The sequence below is a fragment of the Gardnerella vaginalis genome, from assembly GCF_040427915.1.
Lineage (GTDB): Bacteria > Actinomycetota > Actinomycetes > Actinomycetales > Bifidobacteriaceae > Bifidobacterium > Bifidobacterium vaginale_C.
In genome coordinates, this window is the sequence record NZ_JBETXJ010000002.1 from 200428 (window position 1) to 222125 (window position 21698).

Annotated in this window: 18 protein-coding genes; 4 read left to right on the forward strand and 14 right to left on the reverse strand. The window is 42.0% G+C overall.

Annotated elements, in window-relative coordinates; all coding sequences use genetic code 11:
- Positions 1–46: 46 nt before the first annotated feature.
- From ABVC65_RS00890 to ABVC65_RS00905, 4 genes are all read right to left on the reverse strand, one after another.
- Positions 47–277 (reverse strand): CDP-diacylglycerol--glycerol-3-phosphate 3-phosphatidyltransferase, encoded by a 231-nt coding sequence (locus ABVC65_RS00890; RefSeq protein WP_004575083.1) that lies wholly within the window; start codon positions 275–277, stop codon positions 47–49.
- 138 nt (positions 278–415) lie between these two features.
- A complete protein-coding gene (gene mmsB / locus ABVC65_RS00895; protein ID WP_004112039.1) occupies positions 416–1636 on the reverse strand; it encodes a multiple monosaccharide ABC transporter permease in 1221 nt (406 codons plus the stop codon).
- Between the two features lie 7 nt (positions 1637–1643).
- On the reverse strand, positions 1644–3188 hold the full coding sequence (locus ABVC65_RS00900) for a sugar ABC transporter ATP-binding protein (RefSeq protein WP_032836653.1): 1545 nt from the start codon (positions 3186–3188) through the stop codon (positions 1644–1646).
- Positions 3189–3287: 99 nt separating this feature from the next.
- A complete protein-coding gene (locus ABVC65_RS00905) occupies positions 3288–4442 on the reverse strand; it encodes a substrate-binding domain-containing protein (protein ID WP_004112036.1) in 1155 nt (384 codons plus the stop codon).
- Positions 4443–4713: 271 nt separating this feature from the next.
- On the opposite strand from ABVC65_RS00905, the gene ABVC65_RS00910 reads away from it, so the two are divergent.
- Entirely contained in the window at positions 4714–5892 is a 1179-nt protein-coding gene (locus tag ABVC65_RS00910) for an ROK family transcriptional regulator (protein WP_032812467.1), read from the forward strand.
- Positions 5893–5947: 55 nt separating this feature from the next.
- Positions 5948–6787 (forward strand): ATP-binding cassette domain-containing protein, encoded by an 840-nt coding sequence (locus tag ABVC65_RS00915; RefSeq protein WP_016817146.1) that lies wholly within the window; start codon positions 5948–5950, stop codon positions 6785–6787.
- Between the two features lie 512 nt (positions 6788–7299).
- Here ABVC65_RS00915 and ABVC65_RS00920 read toward each other — a convergent pair.
- Entirely contained in the window at positions 7300–8562 is a 1263-nt protein-coding gene (locus ABVC65_RS00920) for a hypothetical protein (RefSeq protein WP_353582361.1), read from the reverse strand.
- Positions 8563–9304: 742 nt separating this feature from the next.
- On the reverse strand, positions 9305–10321 hold the full coding sequence (locus ABVC65_RS00925) for a biotin--[acetyl-CoA-carboxylase] ligase (RefSeq protein ID WP_353582362.1): 1017 nt from the start codon (positions 10319–10321) through the stop codon (positions 9305–9307).
- Positions 10322–10430: 109 nt separating this feature from the next.
- Between ABVC65_RS00925 and ABVC65_RS00930 the strand changes: the two genes are divergently transcribed.
- A complete protein-coding gene (locus ABVC65_RS00930) occupies positions 10431–12638 on the forward strand; it encodes a DUF6020 family protein (protein WP_353582363.1) in 2208 nt (735 codons plus the stop codon).
- Positions 12635–13924 carry a helix-turn-helix domain-containing protein gene (locus ABVC65_RS00935; RefSeq protein WP_353582364.1) on the forward strand — a complete coding sequence of 430 codons (1290 nt, stop codon included), beginning with the start codon at positions 12635–12637 and terminating at the stop codon, positions 13922–13924. The genes ABVC65_RS00930 and ABVC65_RS00935 overlap by 4 nt, the downstream gene beginning before the upstream one ends.
- Positions 13925–14027: 103 nt before the next feature.
- Here ABVC65_RS00935 and rplA read toward each other — a convergent pair whose 3' ends face one another.
- From rplA to pstC, 8 genes are all read right to left on the reverse strand, one after another.
- Positions 14028–14723 (reverse strand): 50S ribosomal protein L1, encoded by a 696-nt coding sequence (gene rplA / locus ABVC65_RS00940; protein ID WP_004112012.1) that lies wholly within the window; start codon positions 14721–14723, stop codon positions 14028–14030.
- A gap of 15 nt (positions 14724–14738) precedes the next feature.
- On the reverse strand, positions 14739–15170 hold the full coding sequence (rplK, locus tag ABVC65_RS00945) for a 50S ribosomal protein L11 (RefSeq protein ID WP_004112010.1): 432 nt from the start codon (positions 15168–15170) through the stop codon (positions 14739–14741).
- 540 nt (positions 15171–15710) lie between these two features.
- Complete coding sequence (rplL, locus tag ABVC65_RS00950; RefSeq protein WP_004112006.1) at positions 15711–16094, reverse strand: 50S ribosomal protein L7/L12; 384 nt, start codon at positions 16092–16094, stop codon at positions 15711–15713.
- A gap of 96 nt (positions 16095–16190) precedes the next feature.
- Positions 16191–16712 (reverse strand): 50S ribosomal protein L10, encoded by a 522-nt coding sequence (gene rplJ, locus ABVC65_RS00955; protein ID WP_004112001.1) that lies wholly within the window; start codon positions 16710–16712, stop codon positions 16191–16193.
- 451 nt (positions 16713–17163) lie between these two features.
- Positions 17164–18558: an NCS2 family permease gene (locus tag ABVC65_RS00960; protein ID WP_004118365.1), complete on the reverse strand. Its 1395-nt coding sequence runs from the start codon at positions 18556–18558 to the stop codon at positions 17164–17166.
- Positions 18559–18862: 304 nt separating this feature from the next.
- Positions 18863–19642, reverse strand: coding sequence for a phosphate ABC transporter ATP-binding protein PstB (gene pstB, locus ABVC65_RS00965; protein ID WP_101888058.1), 780 nt, complete (start codon positions 19640–19642; stop codon positions 18863–18865).
- 51 nt (positions 19643–19693) lie between these two features.
- Positions 19694–20728, reverse strand: coding sequence for a phosphate ABC transporter permease PstA (pstA, locus tag ABVC65_RS00970; protein WP_353582365.1), 1035 nt, complete (start codon positions 20726–20728; stop codon positions 19694–19696).
- Entirely contained in the window at positions 20725–21687 is a 963-nt protein-coding gene (gene pstC / locus ABVC65_RS00975) for a phosphate ABC transporter permease subunit PstC (RefSeq protein WP_353582366.1), read from the reverse strand. Before pstC ends, pstA begins: the two co-directional genes overlap by 4 nt.
- Positions 21688–21698 lie beyond the last annotated feature (11 nt).

Sequence of the window (21698 nt, forward strand, 5' to 3'; positions counted from 1 at the left end):
TTCATTTATTCAAATATGCAGAAAATCTTGAATACCCAATCATTTATTACTTTTTAGAATCCTCGCTCTTATCTTTACGCTCTTGACTGAATCCTTTAAAAGCGTTGTAACCGCAATAGCCGATTACAATTAATAAGCACAATGAAAAAATAAGAGTGTACCAAGCGAATAAATCACCAGACTTATAAGAACCATATAAAGACTGGAATAACCAAATCGACATAAAAAAGGTAGTTAGCGCGTACATTCTAGTCTTTTGCATATATTTTTTTGGCATATATTCCTCCTTATTGTTCTTTTATACTGATTAACACCTGTTAATAACTGACAATGACTGAACAAAATTGGGCGTACACTTTTTTGTTCACAACGTTTGTGTAATATCTGAAGCGCACGCCCAATATATACGACATTTTTAGCGCTTACGACGCTTGCTCATTATGTCAACAGCCACTGCAGCAAGTAACACAAGACCCTTAATTGTCTTCACAATTGCAGTGTCAACACCCATGATAGACAAGCCTTGATTGATCACGCCCATAACAAAAGCACCAACAACGGCTCCAGGTATAGTTCCAACACCACCAGTCACAGCTGTGCCACCGATGAAGCAGGATGCAATTGCGTCCATTTCAAATTCCATACCAGCTTGTGCAGTAGCAGATGCCAGACGAGAAAGCATAGCTACAGCAGCGATAGCAGACAAGAATCCCATATGAACAAACAAGCAGAAATCTACACGCTTAACATCAATACCAGAAAGTATTGCAGCTTTACGGTTACCTCCAACAGCATATATGTGACGTCCAAAAACTGTCTTTGTAAGAATGAAGTTGTATGCAACGACCAAAATCGCAACAATCACCAACATAATTGGAGTTCCACCCATCTCAGAATTGCCAGAGGATGCTAACAAATATGTTACAAATATGATTGCAAGAGCAGCAAATACGATCTTGCATACAGTAATCGATAGTGGTTCTGGGACTAATCCAACTTTTTCTACATGCTTACGCTTATTAATTTGGCTCCAAGCAAACAAGGCGATGCACATAAGACCAAGAACAATCGTAAGACCATCAAATGGACCCCACCAACCGAGAATATTAGGAAGATAGTTACGAGCAATTCCACGGAACGCGTCTGAAGTGATAGGCACAGATTCGCCAACTATAACCGTAGATAAACCTCGGAAGATCAGCATGCCTGCAAGAGTGGTGATGAATCCAGGAATCTCCATTCGAGCCACCCAGAAACCATGCCAGCAACCAATGAGTAAGCCAACAACAATTGATATAGCAATCGCCAGTACCCAATTAACACCATAGCGTTCCATCAACAGTGCACAAACACCACCAATAAATGCGACTAAAGATCCTACAGAAAGATCAATATGTGTAGCAATAATCACCATAACCATGCCTATTGCCAAAATAATCACATACGCATTCTGCTGAATTAAAGAAACAAAACTGTTAGGAGTTAAAAGAACACCTTTTGTGAGTATTTGGAACACAACGACAATAACGATTAAAGCTCCAACGATTCCATATTGTCTTGCATTATCGGTAATTGTCGAAAGAATACTTGATTTTTGTTCACCCTTCGTATCTTGGGCTAATCTGTTTTTGCTCATGATAACGCTAATTCCTTTCCTTAGTCATGCATTTCATCAGATATTCTTGGGTAAACCCATTCTTATTAACATCATCTGTGATAACGCCTTGACTTACGGTATAAATACGATCGCATATACCAATCAATTCTGGTAGTTCAGAAGAAATAACTATAACAGCTTTACCTTGGTCGGCAAGCTTATCGATGATTTCATAAATTTCATACTTTGCACCAACATCTATACCACGAGTTGGCTCATCGAGAATGAGTATGTCTGGATCAGAAAGAACCCATTTTGCCAATACAACTTTTTGCTGATTTCCGCCAGAAAGCGTAGAAACTTGCACATCAATGTTTTGACATTTTATATTAAAGTTCTCTCGATATGCATCAACTTCTTTTCGCTCAATGTTTCCATCAACAACACCTAATTTGCTCATTTTTGACAATGAAGCAATAGATGAATTTTCGCGAATATTCTGCAGAAGATTTAAACCATAACCTTTTCGATCTTCTGTAGCATAAGCCAAACCAGCATTAATTGCTTCTTGCACATTGCGCAATTCGACTTTTTTACCTTTAATATAAAGATCACCAGTTATATTGGAGCCATATGAGCGTCCAAAAACACTCATAGCCAATTCGGTTCTGCCAGCACCCATCAATCCAGCCAATCCAATAATTTCGCCAGAACGAACATACAAATTAGCATTATCGACTATTATTCGGCTATTATCCATTGGATGATGAACTGTCCAATTGGCTATACGAAGATATTCTTCACCAGATTGATTTGTTTCGTGCTTAGGATACAAGTTGGTTAATTCTCGACCCACCATTTTACGAATTAATTCATCGTAATCTAATGGCGTTTCTGGCGTAATATACATTTCACCAACTGTCGATCCGTCACGAATTATAGTAACGTTATCTGCTATTACAGCAACTTCATTAAGCTTGTGCGTAATTATAATGCTGGTAACGCCATGTTCATCTCTTAATTGGCGAACAAGCTGTAGTAAATGAGCAGAGTCCTCATCATTTAATGCTGCAGTTGGTTCATCAAGAATCAGCAACTTTACATTTTTAGACAAAGCCTTAGCAATCTCTACAAGCTGCTGTTTACCAACACCAATATCCATGATCTTTGTATCTGGATCTTCTGGCAAACCAACGCGTTCAAGAAGTTCTGCAGCTTTAGCGCGAGTTTCGCTCCAATCAATTACTCCATTTTTTGAGCATTCATTTCCCATGAAAATATTTTCGGAAATTGAAAGAAATGGATTTAAAGTCAGTTCCTGATGAATAATAACAATTCCATCACGTTCTGAATTTTTAATATTACTATATTTACACTCTTTTCCGTTAAATATAATCTTTCCCGTGTAAGATCCGTAAGGATAAACACCTGATAGCACATTCATTAACGTAGATTTACCAGCACCATTTTCGCCGCAAATTGCATGAATTTCACCGCGATCAACCGAAAGATTAACATCAGTAAGAGCTTTTAGTGAACCAAACGTTTTTGTGATGTGCTGCATACTCAATATTGTGTCTTTATGCGACATCATCTACTTCCAATCATTACAACGCACAGTTTCAACTAATGGGGGCACAACTATGGCACTAATCGTGCCCCCATATTAGTTCAAATTGATAGTTAATTTTTAATGTACTAACTTATCAAAGCGTTCTTGTGTTATATAGCCATCTTTCACTAAGTCAGTAAGATTATCCTTAGTAATATCTTGTGGATTTAGCAATTTAGAAGGAACGTCTATCTTGTTGTTATTGAACTTTCCGTTAATACCAGACACCTTCTTGCCTTTAGCAATTTCCAATACCATCTGATAAACGGCTTCAGCAAGCTTATTGACATTCTTAAATACTGTCTGACTCTGCTTTCCACGTGCAATTGAAGATACAGCTGACTCCATAGCATCCTGTCCAGTTATAATTGGCCAATTATCTGTACCTGGCTTTAAATCTGGACGCTTAGATTCAATGGCGTTGATAACACCAGTCGAAATACCATCATAAGGGCTTAATATTGCATGTAGTGGCTGACCTTTAGCATATGCAGAATCAATAATTGATTCCATATCCTTTTGAGCCTGTTCAGCTTTCCACCCTTGAACAGAAATCTTCTGCCAATCTTGAACCTTAAAGTCTTTATTCACGCCACCACCATGATTAGATGGGGAAACTAAGGCACCAGATTTAAAGTATGGTTGCAGCAAATCCCATGCACCCTTGAAGAAGTACTTAGCATTGTTATCATCTGGAGAACCAGTGAAAAGCTCAATATTGAATGGCCCCTTTGCACCATCCTTAAGACCCAACTTATCAATAATATAATTTGCTTCAAGAATACCAGTCTGCTCAAGCTGGAATGTTGCATAATAGTCAACAGCCTTTGTATTCATAATCAATCGATCGTAGGCAATTACTTTAGCTCCAGCATCATGAGCCTTTTCTACTGCAGGTCCTACAGCACTACCATCCTTTGCAGCAACAACAACGACCTTAGCGCCGTTGTTAATCATATTTTCAATATCTGCGTTTTGCTGAGCTGGTTTATCGTCTGCAAAGTTCAATATAACTTTATACCCAGCATCTTCTAGCTTCTTCTTTAGGTTATTGCCGTCTTTATTCCAACGTTCCTCCGACTTTGTTGGCATAGAGACACCAATGGTGGCACCTTTTTCAATTCCTTGACTTACGTTTTTGGATGCACCACCTCTTGAACCTGAACAGGCTGATAAACCAGCAACTACAGCAATACCTACAAATAAAGCGATTGCCTTTTTACCTATGTTCATCGACGCTCCTTTGCATCAAAAGGTTATTTGATATAGACAGCTACAACGCTATCTAGTTTTTTATTATAAACTATTGTGTTAAGTTGTCAAACACATAAATCAAATTTTTCTATTTTTTTGTTTAATATATAAATTTAATACAATTCTTAATCTACATGAATTAACTGCTCGTACCAATTATTTAATATAAATTCAACCAATTTAACCAATAAAGAACAAAAGTTTCAAATCAATGAATGACAATTCTTCAAAATATAGATATGCTTATATTATGTCGCATTTATTCGGATCCCAAACTTCCTTGCGAGAAGCTAATCGATCTGCATTACTTTCTTACATACGCAGATTTGGTGCAATTACGCAAATCGAGCTTGCTGAAGCGACAGGATTATCAACTGCAACCGTATCAACTCTTGTAAGACAACTTGTAAAAGAAGGGCGGTTGTACACAGAAAACACAATACATAACGGAAGAAGAGCAACACTCGTAGCCTTAGCTCGTAGAAAAGGAATAAGCGTAGGACTAAAAATTAGCAGACACTCTCTAGATCTAATTTTTATCGACTACGAACTTAACATAATCGCGGAACGAACATTACTATTACCAAAACAGCATATTCCAGATGCCACTCTCGAACGAGCAACATTACTCATAAACGAAACTTTATCCAACATAAACGCATCAGCAAAAGAACTAATAGCAATAGGCGTATCTATAACAGCTCCAATAGATAAACGTACAAAAACAATAGCAATACCTGGCATTATGCCACATTGGAACAATTTCGACATTATTTCGTATCTGCAATCAGTTTTTAATATTCCAGTTACTTTAGATAACGATGCAAACTGTTGCGCAGTATGGGAATCAAGAGCAGGATCTGTTACAAAAACCACAGATTTCATATACATAAATACAGATGACGGAGCTGGTGCCTCCATAATGGCAGATGGAAAAATATGGCGCGGCGTAACTGGAATGGCAGGCGAAATAGGGCATATTCAAGTTGACCCACTCGGAAGCATTTGCGCATGCGGAAACCGTGGATGTCTTAATACTTTTATAAATGAAGAACGAATCACATCGTTATTAAGAGTTACCCATGGAGATCTAACTGTAGAAGATCTTGTACGTTTAGCAAATGAAGGAGACCCCGGATGCAGACGTATCATAGCTGATACTGCAATACGAATAGGAACAGTAGCAGCAGAACTATGTACATCAGTAGATCCTGAGATTGTAGTTATAGGAGGACTCCTAGTGCAAAGCGGATCAGTTTTCGTAGACGCTTTTAGAGAGTCATTGCACCGCTTACTATTCCCTGATGTTTTAACTCCTATACAAGTTGTAGTTGCATCAAATCTTACTAATTGTTCTGCGCTAGGAGCAGCACTAGAAGGAATTGATGCTGCAGAAAAAATACATCACAAAACATCTCAGCACCTATAGAAATAGATTGTAATATCGATTGCAATATTATTAGCAATATCAACAAGGAGACATAATGTACGGACAAAATCCACTCCTACAGCTAAAAGATATTAGCGTAAACTTTGGTTTTACCGAAGCACTTAAATCGATAACACTCGATATTTATAGCAAAGAAATAGTGGCAATTGTTGGAGACAATGGCGTCGGAAAATCCACTCTTATTAAAACAATATCTGGTTTGATACAACCAACAAAAGGAAGAATGATCTTTGAAGATAAAGAAGTGAATTTGCACTCCATACGAGAAGCAAATGATCTTGGAATAGCAACAGTTTTTCAAGGACAAGAATTTTGCGATAATTTGGACGTTGCATCAAATCTATTCTTAGGCAAAGAGATGCGGAATAAATCATGTCATACACTCAATAAAGATGCAATGGCGTGTGAAGCTCGAAAGGCATTACAAGAACTAACATGTGCCATAAGAATACATACTCCAATACGATTACTATCAAGTGGACAACGTCAAACTGTCGCATTGGCACGAATGCTACTATCGAATCCAAAACTCATACTATTAGACGAACCTACAGCTTCATTATCTTTAACACAAACAGCTGAAACGCTATCTTATATGAAACGCCTACGATCGCAGGGTCGAACAATTATATTGGTGTGTCATAATCTTCCGGATGTATTTGCAGTTGCAACTAGGATAGTTGTACTAAGACAAGGAAAAATCGTTGGAAATCATGATGTTAGTGAAACAAATTATGTCCAGATAATCAGAGAAATGACTGGAATAGAGGATGAGGAAGACGATACAATATCTTCATCAATAATAGACAACATAAATGAGAATCAAAAACTAAGTCATAAAAGAAATGCGCTTATTAGCAGAAGTGCAAAATAAGCTATCAAGGTCAAAACATAAGAGCCTATTCCCGCGTTTGTTCCCAGAACCACTAAATCTGACTACAAAACCAAGAACACCTTCCCGCGTTTGTTTACCAAAACACCAAATATAGAAACAAATGCGGGAACACTTGCCCGTGTTTGTTTACGTATTTGGTGGTTTTGGGAACAAACTCGGGATAAAAATAAACAAACACAAAAAAGGCTCGGAGAGTTGACGCCCCTAGTAGCATCTATCTCCAAGCCCTTAATAATCACAGCACTATTACTGTCCCTAGCAAAAACAGCACTGCTAATTACCCTCAACAGTCAACTCACAAAACCAGCATCATCAGAATCCACTGCGAAAAAAGGAAATTAAGCAAAACAGTAAAAACCAGTAATACAATCCTGCAAGAAAACTTGCGGCAGAATCAAAGAAAACTACCACAGTTGAGAGCAAAATCATAGAAGTGAGCGCACTGAAAAATACGCAGCACGCTCACTGATAACACTTAACGTGCTTTTAGTTTAGTGACGCATCTTGCGAACAGCAGCACCCATACCAGCAAGCATAGAAGCAGCCAAAGCAGTCAAAGCAACACCAACACCAGCATTACCAAGCTTCTCGCCAGCCTTACCATGACCATTGCCACCCTTAGCAAGCTCACCCTTAGCAGCAGCCTTACCAGCAGCGGCTGGAGCAGCAGCACCATTTGCAGCAGCAGCTGGAGCATTCTTACCAGCCTCAGCCTTAGCCTTAGCTTCAGCAGTCTGAACAGCCTTCTGAGCAGCAGCACCAAACTTACCACTCAAAGCATCATCATAAATCTTCTTAGCCTCAGAAAGCTCTGGGAAAGCATCAGAAGCTGGATCTACAAGCGTGATCTTTGGAAGAAGATCAGGATTCACATTCAACTCAACAGCATGATTATAAGCTGCCTTGTAAGCCTCAACAGCCTTATTATAAGCAGCCTTAGCCTTATCGTTAGCATCCTGAGCTTCCCCGTAAGCTTTGCTCTTGGCAGCAAGAACAATATCATTAACTCGCTTCACATTAGCCACAGCACGATTGTAAGCAGTCGTAAGACGCTCAAGCTTTGCTGGATCCTTAACACCAGAAGCCTTGAAATCTTCCAAAGCAGCCAAAGCAGCATCCAACTTAGCCTGAGCTTCAGCAAGCTCAGCCTTAGCAGCCTTCAACTTCTTAGCAGCATCAACAAAAGTCTCATGAGTATGAGCGAAATCATTCTTAGTTTGATCAACAGTCTGCGCTGCAGCATAAACATCAGCAATAGCCTGCTTCTGCTTCTCCGCCAAGGTTGGCTCTACTGGATCTGCAACAGCATTAGCTTCAGCAGCCTTAGCAGCAAGATACTTATTCAAAAGATCCTGAACCTCAGTAGTCTTAGCAGTCTTAGCAGAGCTCTTAGTTAAGAAATCATTCTTATCCGTAGCATACTTGTAAACAGCATTTCCATCACCAGTTGCAAGCTCTTTATCAATTGCCTTATTATAAGTCTCCACCTTGCCGTTTACGAGCTTATAGTAGGCTTCTTTAGTCTTGCCCTGTGGAAGAGTAATCTGTGGCTCCGCAGGATCTGCTGGAACAGTCATCTTATCTAAAACAGCCTTAGCCTTAGTATAAGCTTCGTAAGCTGCAGCAGTCTTAGCCTTAGCAACACTCACGTAAACTACTGGAGTCTCTTCAGCCATTGCTGGGGTTGCCATTGCGAAGCCGGCAAGCAAAGTTGCGCCAGCAGCGAAAGCGGCGATAGCCTTCTTATTCATCATTTTAATTTCCTTTCTTCTTCTCCTCCACGTAAAACACGCGAAGAGAAATTTTAAACATCCAACAACATTCAAAACATTGTGGATAACCACCATCTAGAGCATCTAGCTAGCAGCTGTTATTAACATACCCCCCCCCCGTTTAAAAAAGTCAAGAGGCAACCACACAAAATAAACAGAAAAAAATAATGTTACACACAAACTAATCCACAATAAAAACTATTTTCACCATAATATTTGTGGATTAACACTAATAAAACCATAAAAACACATTGTTTCAAGGTTTTTAAAGAATTTTCCCAGACTTTTCTCAGGAAACTACTCAAACAAGAACATCAACACTATAAAACCATTGAAAAATCAACATTCCACACACATCACACACGCAACACGCCGACACCCCACCAACACCACACCAACGTCAAAGCAACACCAAACGAAATGCCACTCTACAATACAATCGCACACAACTCTTTACCCCACCACTCTTCACTCTATCTATCTCTTACCCCGCATTTGTTCCCTTTTTGAGCAAATATAGAAACAAATGCGGGAACACTTGCCCGTGTTTGTTTACGTATTTGTCGATTTTGGGAACAAACACGGGATAAAATAAACAAAACCAAGAACACCTTCCCGCGTTTGTTTACGCATTTGGTGGTTTTGGGAACAAACGCGGGATAAAAGAAACAAACACGGGCAAAGCGACTTGCATGAGCGCTTAAAGCGCAGCACACGAAGTCACCTAAATTCGCACAGCACAAACATCACCAGTGCGAACAGTTATTATCTGCCCAGAATCCTTACGCACTTGAATAGAAGCATCACGCATAAGATTTTGAGCAACTCCTTCTACACTAGTAAAACTTTTTGCACCAACATCATAAGCATCAGCGTTATTAGAATCGTCAACTCCAGCATCAATCCCCAAGCCGTCATCATTCGGCGCGCGAACAATCACCTTGCGCCCCAACGTCCAACACGCTTCGCTCGCCTCTTTAAGCAAATCCAAAGAGCATTCATTCGTATTCTTTACAAACTTCCCCAACCTAATCCTAAGATTTTCCACCAATCGCGCGGCTATATTATCCCCAAGCTCAGCAAAATCTGGCAGATTATCGTAATGCATTTTAAGCGAAGTTGCTTCCTCGATTGGAAGTGACTGCTTATCCATAAAAAGATTTAAACCAATCCCGAAAATAACTCCAATATTAGAATCGGCAATATCGCCAGCAACCGTTTTTGGAGTCAAAACAATCTCCGTTAAAACTCCACCTTCTTTACAGTCACCAATAAAAATATCATTAGGCCATTTAAGACTGATCTTGCTATAATCTGGCAATTCCCCATTTTCAATCTGCGTAGAGCCAAACTCTTTTAGCGCGCCAATAATCGAATCTCGCGCAGCAAGACCAGCAATTATAGGCAGCCAGCCATTGTAACTTGGATTCTTAACAATACTACTTGGCAAAATCGTGGCAAAAGAAGCTAGTAAACTTTCGAAGGGCTTACTAACCCATTTTCTACACAATCTTCCTTTGCCTTCTGTCTGATGGCAAGCAGCAACAACATAAATCAAAGGCAATTCGTCTTGTCTTTTTACAAAATGAGTATTGTTGCAGTCATCAGTACACCCATCACAGCGCTCATCACAGCACCCATTAGTGAGAATTTTGCGTGCATAATTCTGTGTTGAATCAATAACGTCAAAATAAGCAAAACCGTCTGCAACATTTTTAGTGCGTTCAAAAAAATTACTCATACAGAAATTATAGAAATTTTAATATAATTTAAAAAGATTGTGCAACAGGTATAATTTACAACAGTACTTTACACACATTATTTATAGGATTAAAAATCAGTAGGTCACTATGAAATTCATTAAAAATGACTATGCGAGCGCAAAAACAGTCACAGAACCTACTGATACGTGCAATGCAAAACCAGATACAAAAAACGATATAAAACCAGATGCAAAATCTGAAATGAAAATCGAGCTAAAAACAAGCTTGACAAAAACAAACGCATCAAAATCATCAGTATTTAATCTCGTAAGTCAGCTTGCGACTCAAGCACTAATACTATTTACTTGCATCTGGCTTGCTTTTTGCACGAGCTTAGGCGTGATTTACCGTAATCAAGGATCTTTAACCGATTTTAATTGGGTTAACGCACTTATTTTTGCAGCAGTATTCTGCGTTTATTACGCAATTTTAAGATACATTATTCATTTTGGGGAAAATAATAAAAACGATGAAAATAATAAAAACAGCAAAAACGACAAAATACTAAAAGTACTAAAAATTGCAACGTACAAAATCACAACTTACAAAATCACAAAACCACTTTTTCACCCATTTAAGAGCATCGCCGCTAAAAAACATAAGATAATTTTCTCAATAAAACGTACTCTAAAATGGTGTTTTTACCATTCAACTTGTAGAAAACGAAACATTTTCCTAACGCTGATTATCGGCTGGCTGTGGGCACCAGTAACACTTCTAGCAGCTTACGGAGCCGATATTTGCTCACAAATCCGAGAATACAGCTGGACCTGGAACCAAATAACTGGCATAAAACAACCATACATTGGATTCTTTAGCTTTGTTCCAGCAGACATCTACCCAACAGCACACTATCTTTGGCCGGCAAAACCTACGTATTTAAGCGACCAGCACAACATTGTTTTAACATTGATTTACGGTGCTGTAGCAGCAGTATCGCGATATTTTACAGAATCGAACGATGCTGGAATCATACTACTTGCAATTATGCAATTCGTTTTTGCAGCATGGTGTTGCGCCGCCACAGCGAACCGATTCCTAAACACACCATGGGTTAAATCTAAAACAAGCGAAACTCAAACTGCCTTACCAACACCAATCTTCTTCCGCGCAGCCGTAATAATCACATTTTTATTCAGCCCACTTGTAGTTTTTTCAACAATCGCACTAACAAAATCACCATTATTCGCATTCGCATTCGTATGGTGGTTTGGAATATCTTACGAACTACACTGCACAATACAAAACGCAAAAATCTCACGCAAACACACGATTCTTGAACTGATAATAAGCGTTTGTGTTATGCTAATCGCAGCAAAATATGCGTGGTATATTCTTGTTATCCAATTTGTACTTCTAATGTTTTACAGCATAAAACGTTGGAAAATCTGGGTTTTATGCATTCTGCTCCCAACAATTCTTATACACGGAGCCATAATTATAGCCATATCTAGTGGAGCCATAATAAACGGAGATCCTATCGAAAGCCGCGGAGTGCAACTTCAGCAGATAGCCAGAATCGCAAAACTAGATCCAAAAAGCATACCTCATAAAGCAGCACGAGAAATTGCGCCAATTTTTAATCTCAACCAAACTGCTGAAGCATACACACCTCAAGACGCGGATCCTGTAAAATCTTCTGGCTTACAGTCTAAAAAAGTGAGCTACCGTTGGCGTTACATTACAAAAGACGACATGAAAAAGTTTAACCACGCATGGTGGCTTATGGTTAAACACAGTCCAATCGTTGCAACGGACGCATTATTAGCAAAATCCTACGGTTATTTTGACATTCTAGACATTCCTTATGTTGGTCCAGAATATTACATAAATACTGACAACATAAAAAACTCAGAGTGGATACGCTACTGGCTACCAGAATGGCGTACAAGTGTTTCAAACACTGTTGAATCGTGGAGTAATACGCCGATTTTAGGATGGCCGATTCACGGAAACCTGTATGTTGTTGGCACACTGCTTATCGGAGTTGCAGAAATCGCTCTTAAACGTTGGAAAACACTCGTTTTACATATACCTCTTGCGCTGTTAATGGGAGTAATGGTGCTGGCTCCAGCAAACAATTTTGAACGACACATGCTCCCTATTACATTCGTATTCTTCTTTACAGCTCTAACATTTTTAAGAGAGTCTAAATTACTTGGCAGAGATAATATTATAGATATAACGTCAAATACAAAAATAGAAAATACTTCACAGTTGCAAAAATTGTCAGAATCATCAGAGTCGCAAAAATTGACAAAATTAAATATAGAAACGATTGGAGGTGACAAATGAACGACGAACTTTTCGATACAGCGGTTGCTGGCGACTCCACTGTTGACACAACCATCAAGCCTACCGACGTAGACTATAGTACTACTAACAACATCACAGAAGATGTTGACTTTCTAACAATTCTTACAGGAATATTGCCAAACGGAAACAATATTTATAATAAAAACTCAAACGAAGCTAAGGAAAAGTCGCAAGCAACCAGCGGTGAAAAAGCCGAAGAAACTCAAGACCAAAACCAAATAGAAACACATAAAAAACATCATCTTTTATGGCATAGAAAACAATCAAACGCAGAAACTACTGAGAAAGCTAGCACAACACCACAATTTACACAACTGCCATGCGCGCCAAAAAACGAAGACACAAGTGGAATATTTGACAATCGAGACGGAAAAATCTTCGACTCAGCAACCCGACTGCGACTACACACAATAATCGGAGCGTGCCTGATGAACGGCATTGCAGACAGCCGCGTAAGCGCACTAATGCACCTCTTGCAATGGCAAGAAAATACGCGACTCATAGCAATAGCTGGCACATACGAAACACTCGACATAAACGAAGACAGTCCAACGCGCAAAACAACAACTCACACGCCGCAAAACAACACAGACACTTTACGACGAACCATATGGACGCAACTTGGCGCATGTGGAGCATACGATGCGATAGTAGACCGCGTTCAAAAAGACGCAATTACATCTAGAACAAAAACATGGAAAATAGCCGCAAAACCGCAAGCAAAAGAAAACGATGAATTTCCCGCCCCGTCACACATAATCATCCTAGCTTTAAAAGAAAACCCAAACCAAGACGCGCTAAACAAACTTTGCGAAGTATTTACAAAATCAGGTAAGCCAATTTGCATAAGCGAAATTGCAGTCGGCGCACAAAAAATATGCGAAGAAATCACAGCAACTCTAGCAGCGCTTGCTGTTGCGCCATCTGTAACACATTTGCCACAAATAATACGCTGCGACGACGTACTGCCAGAGCGCGCGCTTATAGGCGACGAAACTGCCATAGAAACCTTATATACTAAGGTGTATCAGAGCTTGGCACCATACAACCCAGACGACCCGACTTTGCAAACTGTAGATGCTTTCTTGCGATTTGGTGGCGCATTAGACCAAACTTCACACAACCTTAATGTGCACCCAAACACAATACGATACCGACTGCGCAAAGTTGCACAAACAACAGGCTGGGACGCCACTGACCCTAGAGAAGCATACGTTTTACAAACTGCGATTACGATTGGGCGCATCCGCGATTCTGCGCGCTAAGGCAGAAAGAGCTAAAACAAAAAGCGCCGAAAACAATGCATTCTATTGAAAGAACACACTATTTTCAGCGCTAATAAAATTACTCAGCTATGCTTGGATAAAATCACGCAGCAATGCTTGCGATGTCCACTGGAACACCAGGAGCCATCGTAGAGGTAATCGTTACCTTAGTAATGTAACGACCCTTGATGGTTGTTGGCTTCAAGCGGCGAATCTCATCGGCAACAGCCTTGAAGTTCTCTTCAAGAGCCTTCTCGTCGAAGGAAAGCTTGCCAAAGAGGAAGGAAAGATTGCCCTGACGATCAACGCGGAACTCAATCTTACCACCCTTAATATCGGCAACAGCCTTGGCAACATCCATTGTAACGGTGCCAGTCTTAGGATTTGGCATCAAGCTACGAGGACCAAGCACACGACCAAGGCGACCAACCTTGCCCATCATGTCTGGGGTTGCAACAACGGCATCGAAGTCAAGGAAGCCACCGGCAACCTTCTCGATAAGCTCGTCATCACCAACGATGTCTGCGCCAGCTTCTTGAGCCTCAGTAGCCTTTGGACCACGAGCAAACACCAAAACCTTAGCGGTTTTACCAGTGCCATTAGGCAAGTTCACAACGCCACGAACCAACTGATCCGCCTTGCGAGGATCCACATTAAGGCGCATAACAGCCTCAGCAGACTCGTCAAAAGCGTGCTTTGGCATGCTCTTAAGCAAAGCAATAGCCTCAGCTGGGGTGTAAAGGTTGTTGCGGTCAATCTTCTCAGCCGCTTCACGATACTTCTTAGAACGCTTCACCATTTTTTCCACTCACTTTCAGTCGGTAACGGTAATACCCATCGAGCGAGCAGTGCCCGCGATAATCTTCATACCAGCTTCAACATCTCGTGCAGAAAGATCTGGCATCTTGATTTCGGCGATTTCGCGCACCTGAGCCTTAGTCACAGAGCCAACCTTGTGGGTCAATGGGTTCTCGGTGCCCTTAGGAATGCCAGCAGCCTTAAGCAACAAAGCAGCAGCTGGTGGAGTCTTAAGAATAAATGTGAAGGAACGATCTTCGTAAACTGTGATCTCTACTGGGACGATCTGACCCATCTTGTCCTTCGTCTGGTCGTTATAGGCCTTGCAGAAGTCCATGATGTTTACGCCGTGGGAGCCTAAAGCAGGACCCAGTGGTGGGGCTGGATTTGCTTTACCAGCCTGAATCTCGAGCTTAATAAGCGCAGAGACTTTCTTTTTTGGAGCCATAATATGGTTCTTCTTTCTTTTGAAGCGGTTCATCCGGCGCCCTAAAACGTTGATATTAAGCCGTTTTAAGGATCCTCCCGCAACTTATATTGCTGTGCTGTGCTAGCGGATTACTCCTCCAGTCACAAGCCTTCCTATTATGCCACTTTGCCGCGACGATTTGGTGACACAAGATGTAGTGCGATTGTACTGAATTTTGGTGTTTTTGTCGTTAGCGCGGTCTAAGCGCGCTAACGTCTTCGCCGCACAGAAGCAGTGCTTCTGCTTTGAGCGGCTCAGCGCTCCGAATTGCTTTTTCGCGCTACGCTTTAAGCGAAAAGGCAGGTCGTCGCGCACGTTTGTTTACGTTTTGGGTCAAATGGGAAACAAATGCGGGAATGTAGATCGTATGTTACGTACATACAAAAAGCGGCAAGGAATCCGTGAAACCACGAAAACCTTGCCGCATTCAACACGCATTCGCGACTAGCGCATTAGCAAATCGCTAACTAGCAAATTGCACTAGCAACCAGCCGCTCGCGTTAACAAAAGAGCCTAGAACTACTTAAGTTCAACAGTTGCGCCGGCTTCTTCGAGAGCAGCCTTAGCCTTGTCAGCGTCTTCCTTCTTAGCCTTCTCGAGGACTGGCTTTGGAGCATTGTCAACAATGTCCTTAGCTTCCTTCAAGCCGAGGCCAGTCAAAGCCTTAACAGCCTTGATGACGGCAACCTTCTGAGCACCTGCAGAAGCGAGGACAACGTCAAACTCGTCCTTCTCTTCCTCAGCAGCGCCAGCGGCAGCGGCTGGAGCAGCAGCAACAGCAGCTACAGGAGCAGCAGCCTCAACATCGAACTTCTCTTCAAAGGCCTTGACGAACTCAGAAAGCTCGACGAGGGTCATTTCACCGAAAGCTTCAAGAAGCTCTTCGCTAGTGAGCTTAGCCATAATGGCTTCCTTTCTTACTTGGCCAGACACACCTTGTGCCTTAGAGCCATAACATTTTTATTATTTTTTGGTCTCATGCAGCAAGCTGCAAGGGAATCAAGCGGCCTTTTCCTGCTTCTCGCGCAAAGCGTCGATAGTACGCACTGCCTTGGTTGGCAAAGCGTTGAACAGGTAGGCGGCCTTGGACATGGTGCCCTTGAGCGCGCCAGCCATCTCGGAAAGCAATTCTGGGCGAGACTTGAGGTCTGCCAGCTGCTTGGCGCCTTCGGCATCGTAAACGGTTCCATCTGCGAAACCGCCCTTGATGACGAGGGTCTTATTCTCTTTGGCAAAATCACGCAAGGTCTTAGCAGCCTCAATGAAATCGCCCTTTACAAAGGTGATTGCAGTTGGGCCAGCAAGAAGCTCATCAAGACCTTCAATGCCCGCTTCCTTAGCGGCGATGCGAGCAAGCGTATTCTTAGCCACAGAGTAGGAAGTATCGCGGCCTAGCTTTTCGCGCAGAGAAGAAATCTGCGGAACTGTAAGCCCGCGGTACTCGGTAAGGTAGACAGCGTCGGCGTTACGGAACAAATCCGTAAGCTCTGCAACTACCGCTTCCTTTTCGGGCCTCTTCATGGCGTTCCTTCCTAAATTGGCCGTCGGAATGGAAATAACATATCAAAAAAGCCCTGCGCACGGCAGAGCATCCAAAAAACACATAGTGTTAAAAAGTTTGTGACCAATCGCAAATAAATTGCAACAATCACTGCTCAACCTGTGCTGGCATGACACATCATTTTCAGGAATCTTGCGACTCCACCAACGGTCTGTGGTTTACGTTGGGTAATTTTAATACCCACACGCGACAATGTCAATATTTTTTCGCAAACTTTATAATTTATTTTTATTTAAGATTATTTATTTAAGATTATTTAAGAGCGCACTCAACACGCACGGTTGCTGGCGACTTATCCCAAACTAAAGCGGAAAAGTCGAAAGCAACCGTACGCACCAAATACGCTCTTAAAATAATTAATTAAATTAATATCTAACTAATATCTAACTTAACTAATACAAACTAACAGATTTACAAAACTGCGTTAGCAACAAAGTCAAGAATGAACAAAAGCGAAACAATCCAAAGCATTGGATGAACGTCTTTAGCACGCTTCTTGCAAGTCATAACTAAGCAATACATAATAAATCCAGCGGCAATGCCGTAAGAAATCGAGTAAGAGAACGCCATAAACACTGCGGCGAAGAACGCAGGAATAGCTTCGGAAATATCATCCCAAGCAATCTCCTTCAACGAGCTTGCCATCATGCAACCTACAACTACAAGCACGCCAGCCGTAGCAGCCGCAGGAACAGCGCTAGCCAAAGGCGCAAGCACAATCGAAAGCGCAAAGCACACAGAAACAACTACAGAAGTCAAACCAGTACGACCACCAGCACCAATACCAGCAGCAGACTCAACATAAGTAGTGGTGTTAGAAGTACCGCAAATTGCGCCAACCGAAGTTGCAATCGAATCAGCAAACAGCGCGCGATCCATCTTGGAGCTAAAGCCAGAGCCATTTTCCAAAGCCTTCTCATCTGCCTCAGAGAAAATGCCAGTTCTGCGGCCAGTGCCAATAAACGTGCCAAGAGTGTCGAAAGTATCCGACATAGAGAAGGCGAAAATAGTTACCAAAACAAGTGGAATGCGTGCTGGATTAGAGAAGAGAGCAGGGAAACCTTGCGGACCAAAAATAGCACCAAAGGTGGTTGGAAGCTGAGCAAAAGCATCCGTAACAGAAACGGCATTATTTAACGAAGTCAAGCTAAGCGGAATGCCAATTAAAGAGGTTGCAATAATCGTAATAAGCAAGCTTGCGCGAACCTTAAGAACAGTAAGAACAATAGCCAAAACAAGTCCAATAAGGAATAGCCACAAAACAGGATTGTTAATAACCGCAAGACCTGGAATAGCAGCGGTTGGCTTACTCTTAGCAGCGGCAGCAGGATCCTTGGAAGTAAAGGTGATTAAGCCAACGCTCATAATACCAACGTATGCAACGAATAAACCAATGCCACCACCAATCGCGTGTTGCAGCGAAGTTGGGATGGCACGAATAATCATCTTACGAATCTTAGTAACGGTAATAATAATGTTAATCAAACCGCACAAGAACACCATGCACATTGCTTCTTGCCACGTAAAATGCAAGCCAAAGCACACTGTGTATGTGAAGAATGCGTTAAGACCCATTCCAGCAGCTTGAGCGTAAGGCACATTGGCGAACAAGCCCATAACAAGCGTGCCAATAATTGCTGCGATGATTGTAGCGAGGAAAACGCCACCTTTAGGCATGCCAGTTTGGCTTAAAATCATTGGGTTTACAACAATAATGTACGACATTGCAAAGAATGTAGTGAGACCTGCAGTGATCTCCGTTGATACATTCGTGCCGTTTTCTTTGAGATGGAAGAACTTTTCCATAAACTCTCTGTTCCTTGGTTTACAGCGCAAAAGACCAGAAAAAGCGTGGCGATAGCACTTGAGCAATCGCGGACGCAATTACATTTGGGCATTCACGCAGAGGTTACTGCGACTCGCTCGGCGCGCAAAGCACAAGCCGAATAAACACGCTAGAAAACTCGCGAGATTAGAAACGACTTATAGAACTTTGAACAACCGAACAGGTTCGACCTTACGCGCACGTGCTGACCAAAGAAAATCAGGCAAGTGATCATTCAAAGAATCATTCAAAGAAAACGTGTAGTGAATCACACAAACGCAAAAATCACCCAAAGCGGCCAGAAATGTAGCGTTCCGCCTCCGTATTGCGCGGATTGTTGAACATAGTGGTAGTATCCGCAAAATACTCAAGATGCCCTGGTTTTCCAACCGCCTTAAGGTTAAAGAACGCAGTGTAATCGGCAACACGTGCCGCCTGTTGCATGTTGTGCGTTACGATCACAATCGTGTAATCGTGCTTAAGCTCGTTAATCAAATCTTCTACAGCAAGAGTAGAAATCGGGTCAAGAGCAGAGCAAGGCTCGTCCATAAGCAGCACTTGCGGATGCACAGCCACAGCTCGCGCAATACAAAGTCGTTGCTGCTGGCCGCCAGAAAGCCCGATTCCTGGCTTATCGAGTCTATCTTTAACTTCGTTCCACAAATTAGCGCCGCGCAAAGCCCACTCAACTAAATCGTCGGCATCTTGCTTTGAAATATGGCGATTGTTTAAGCGAACTCCTGCAAGAACGTTTTCGCGAATAGACATTGTTGGGAAAGGATTTGGGCGCTGGAACACCATTCCAACATCTCGGCGAACAGCTACAGGGTCCACATCTTTGCCATACAAATCACGGCCTTCAAGCAACACCTGACCTTCTACGCGAGCGCCTGGAGTAATCTCGTGCATGCGATCTAAAGTGCGCAAAACCGTTGATTTTCCACATCCCGAAGGCCCAATAAAAGCCGTAACCTTGTTTGGCTCAATGCTTATGTTAACGTCTTCTACTGCTAGAAAATCACCATAGTAAATGTTCAAATGCTTAACATCAATGCGCTGACCCATTTGCGCCTCACTTTCTAAAATCTATTTCGCTCTATTTCGACTTATTTCGCTCTATTTCGCTTTTACTGAAAACACGCGAGCCACAACTCGCCCAACAATATTCAATAGCAAAACAATCACAATCAAGGCAAGAGCTGCCGCCCATGCTCGCTCCATTGGAATCGTAGTAACGCACGAAGATGGCGCGTTAGCTGGGCAATTCGCCGAAAGCTTTGAATACTCTTGGTAAACATACACTGGCAAAGTGGTCATTTGTCCGTCAAAAAGATTGAAATTCGTGGATGCAATAAACCCAGCTGCCATTAAAAGCGGAGCCGTCTCTCCAATCACGCGTGCAACAGCAAGAATACAGCCAGAAACAATGCCAGGCAAAGCAGTGCGCAAAACAATTTTTGTAATCATACGCTGCTTTGTAACTCCTAGAGCAAGAGCTGCCTCTCTTAAATCATTCGGCACAATTTTTAGCATTTCTTGACACGACTTAACAACAGTTGGCAGCATAAGCAGCGAAAGCGCAACCGACCCTTCAAAACCGTTGATTGTGCCAGGACCTACAAAAATCGTAAAGCTAGAAAACGCAAACAAGCCAGCCACAATAGAAGGTATTCCGCTCATAACGTCTACAACAAGATTAATCATCCTAGCTAAGCGACTTCCTCGCGCGTACTCAATCAAATACACGGAGCACATAATTCCAATCGGAATCGAAATCAGCATTGCACCAAGCGTAATCTCCAACGTTCCAATAATTGCGTGCAAAATACCGCCATAACCGCCTGTGCCAGTAGCAGAGCCACCAACTACATACGTCATATTATGCGTTAAAAAGTCAAGGTTTAGTCGCTTAATGCCGTTTACAATAGTCGTAAAAAGCAAAGAAAGAAGCGGAATTAGAGCAACTACAAAAGACAGGAAGATTAACACGCGCATAAACGCGTCTTTTCGCTTGCGACTTGCGATTCTAGAGCGCGTTGGGCGGAACTTGTTAAAGTCGATTTTTGGAGATTCGCTGCTGGCAACAATAGATCCATCAGTCTGATTAACCTTAACAACCCCAACTTGTAACGATTCTGAATTTTGCATCATGCACTCGCCTTTCCCGTGATTTTGCGAGCAATAAGGTTTACAGCGAATGAAATAACAAACAGCACCAAACCTGTAGCAATAAGCGCACTAACACCCAATCCGTTTGCTTCTGGATATTGCGCCGCTATGTTTGCTGCGATCGTCTGGTTTTGTGAAGCTTGCAAAATGTTGAATTTAAAGGTGAATCCTGGAGACAAAATCATAAGAACTGCCATTGTTTCGCCCAAAGCGCGACCAAGACCAAGCATAGATGCGGAGACGATTCCCGACTTTGCAAACGGCAAAACCGCTAGCTTTATCATTTCCCACTTTGTTGCACCAAGAGCGAGAGCGCCTTCTTGTTGCAATCGAGGAGCTTGCTGGAAAATATCTCGAGCCATAGAAGTTATAATCGGCAAAATCATAACAGCAAGAACAATACTAACGGTTGCAGCACTACGCGAAGGGCTTGCCGCAGGGCCTGCAAAAAGCGGAATCCAGCCAAAAATGTGCGAAATAAACTTCCAGAACGGGTATACTGCTGGAACCAACACCAATCCGCCCCAAAGACCGTAGATTACGGACGGAATTGCAGCAAGCAAATCAACCACACCGCTTAAAAATGGCACTATTTTTGGCGGAGCATAGTGGCTTATAAACAGCGCGATTCCAATCGAAACAAAGAATGCAAGGAGCAGAGCGAGCGCAGACATAAGAACGGTTCCAAAAACCATCGGCGCTACGTAGCTCAGAAAATCATGCGCTTTGCCACCCGTAAAGTCCAAAAATACTTGACTTACTTGGCTTTTGTTTGCGCCTAGAATCGGCCACGCTTGAAACAGCAAGAACAGCGCCACAGCTGTAAGCACCATTAAAATCAGCAATCCGCATAAAAGCGCTACGCTTTTGAACACGCGGTCGGCAAAATGGCCACTTTTGTGCGCATCTTTACTGATTTCAGTTCTCCGTTTAGAACTCACTCATGCTCCTT

Bases quoted from the DNA above. Each gene is read 5' to 3' on its own strand.
- ABVC65_RS00890 (WP_004575083.1), bottom strand. From the start codon at position 277: ATGCCAAAAAAATATATGCAAAAGACTAGAATGTACGCGCTAACTACC.
- rplK (WP_004112010.1), bottom strand. From the start codon at position 15,170: ATGGCTCCAAAAAAGAAAGTCTCTGCGCTTATTAAGCTCGAGATTCAG.
- ABVC65_RS00935 (WP_353582364.1), top strand. From the start codon at position 12,635: ATGAACGACGAACTTTTCGATACAGCGGTTGCTGGCGACTCCACTGTT.
- ABVC65_RS00925 (WP_353582362.1), bottom strand. From the start codon at position 10,321: ATGAGTAATTTTTTTGAACGCACTAAAAATGTTGCAGACGGTTTTGCT.
- ABVC65_RS00930 (WP_353582363.1), top strand. From the start codon at position 10,431: ATGAAATTCATTAAAAATGACTATGCGAGCGCAAAAACAGTCACAGAA.
- ABVC65_RS00910 (WP_032812467.1), top strand. From the start codon at position 4,714: ATGTCGCATTTATTCGGATCCCAAACTTCCTTGCGAGAAGCTAATCGA.
- rplA (WP_004112012.1), bottom strand. From the start codon at position 14,723: ATGGTGAAGCGTTCTAAGAAGTATCGTGAAGCGGCTGAGAAGATTGAC.
- ABVC65_RS00915 (WP_016817146.1), top strand. From the start codon at position 5,948: ATGTACGGACAAAATCCACTCCTACAGCTAAAAGATATTAGCGTAAAC.
- rplJ (WP_004112001.1), bottom strand. From the start codon at position 16,712: ATGAAGAGGCCCGAAAAGGAAGCGGTAGTTGCAGAGCTTACGGATTTG.
- ABVC65_RS00900 (WP_032836653.1), bottom strand. From the start codon at position 3,188: ATGTCGCATAAAGACACAATATTGAGTATGCAGCACATCACAAAAACG.
- pstA (WP_353582365.1), bottom strand. From the start codon at position 20,728: ATGATGCAAAATTCAGAATCGTTACAAGTTGGGGTTGTTAAGGTTAAT.
- ABVC65_RS00920 (WP_353582361.1), bottom strand. From the start codon at position 8,562: ATGATGAATAAGAAGGCTATCGCCGCTTTCGCTGCTGGCGCAACTTTG.
- mmsB (WP_004112039.1), bottom strand. From the start codon at position 1,636: ATGAGCAAAAACAGATTAGCCCAAGATACGAAGGGTGAACAAAAATCA.
- ABVC65_RS00960 (WP_004118365.1), bottom strand. From the start codon at position 18,558: ATGGAAAAGTTCTTCCATCTCAAAGAAAACGGCACGAATGTATCAACG.
- rplL (WP_004112006.1), bottom strand. From the start codon at position 16,094: ATGGCTAAGCTCACTAGCGAAGAGCTTCTTGAAGCTTTCGGTGAAATG.
- pstB (WP_101888058.1), bottom strand. From the start codon at position 19,642: ATGGGTCAGCGCATTGATGTTAAGCATTTGAACATTTACTATGGTGAT.
- ABVC65_RS00905 (WP_004112036.1), bottom strand. From the start codon at position 4,442: ATGAACATAGGTAAAAAGGCAATCGCTTTATTTGTAGGTATTGCTGTA.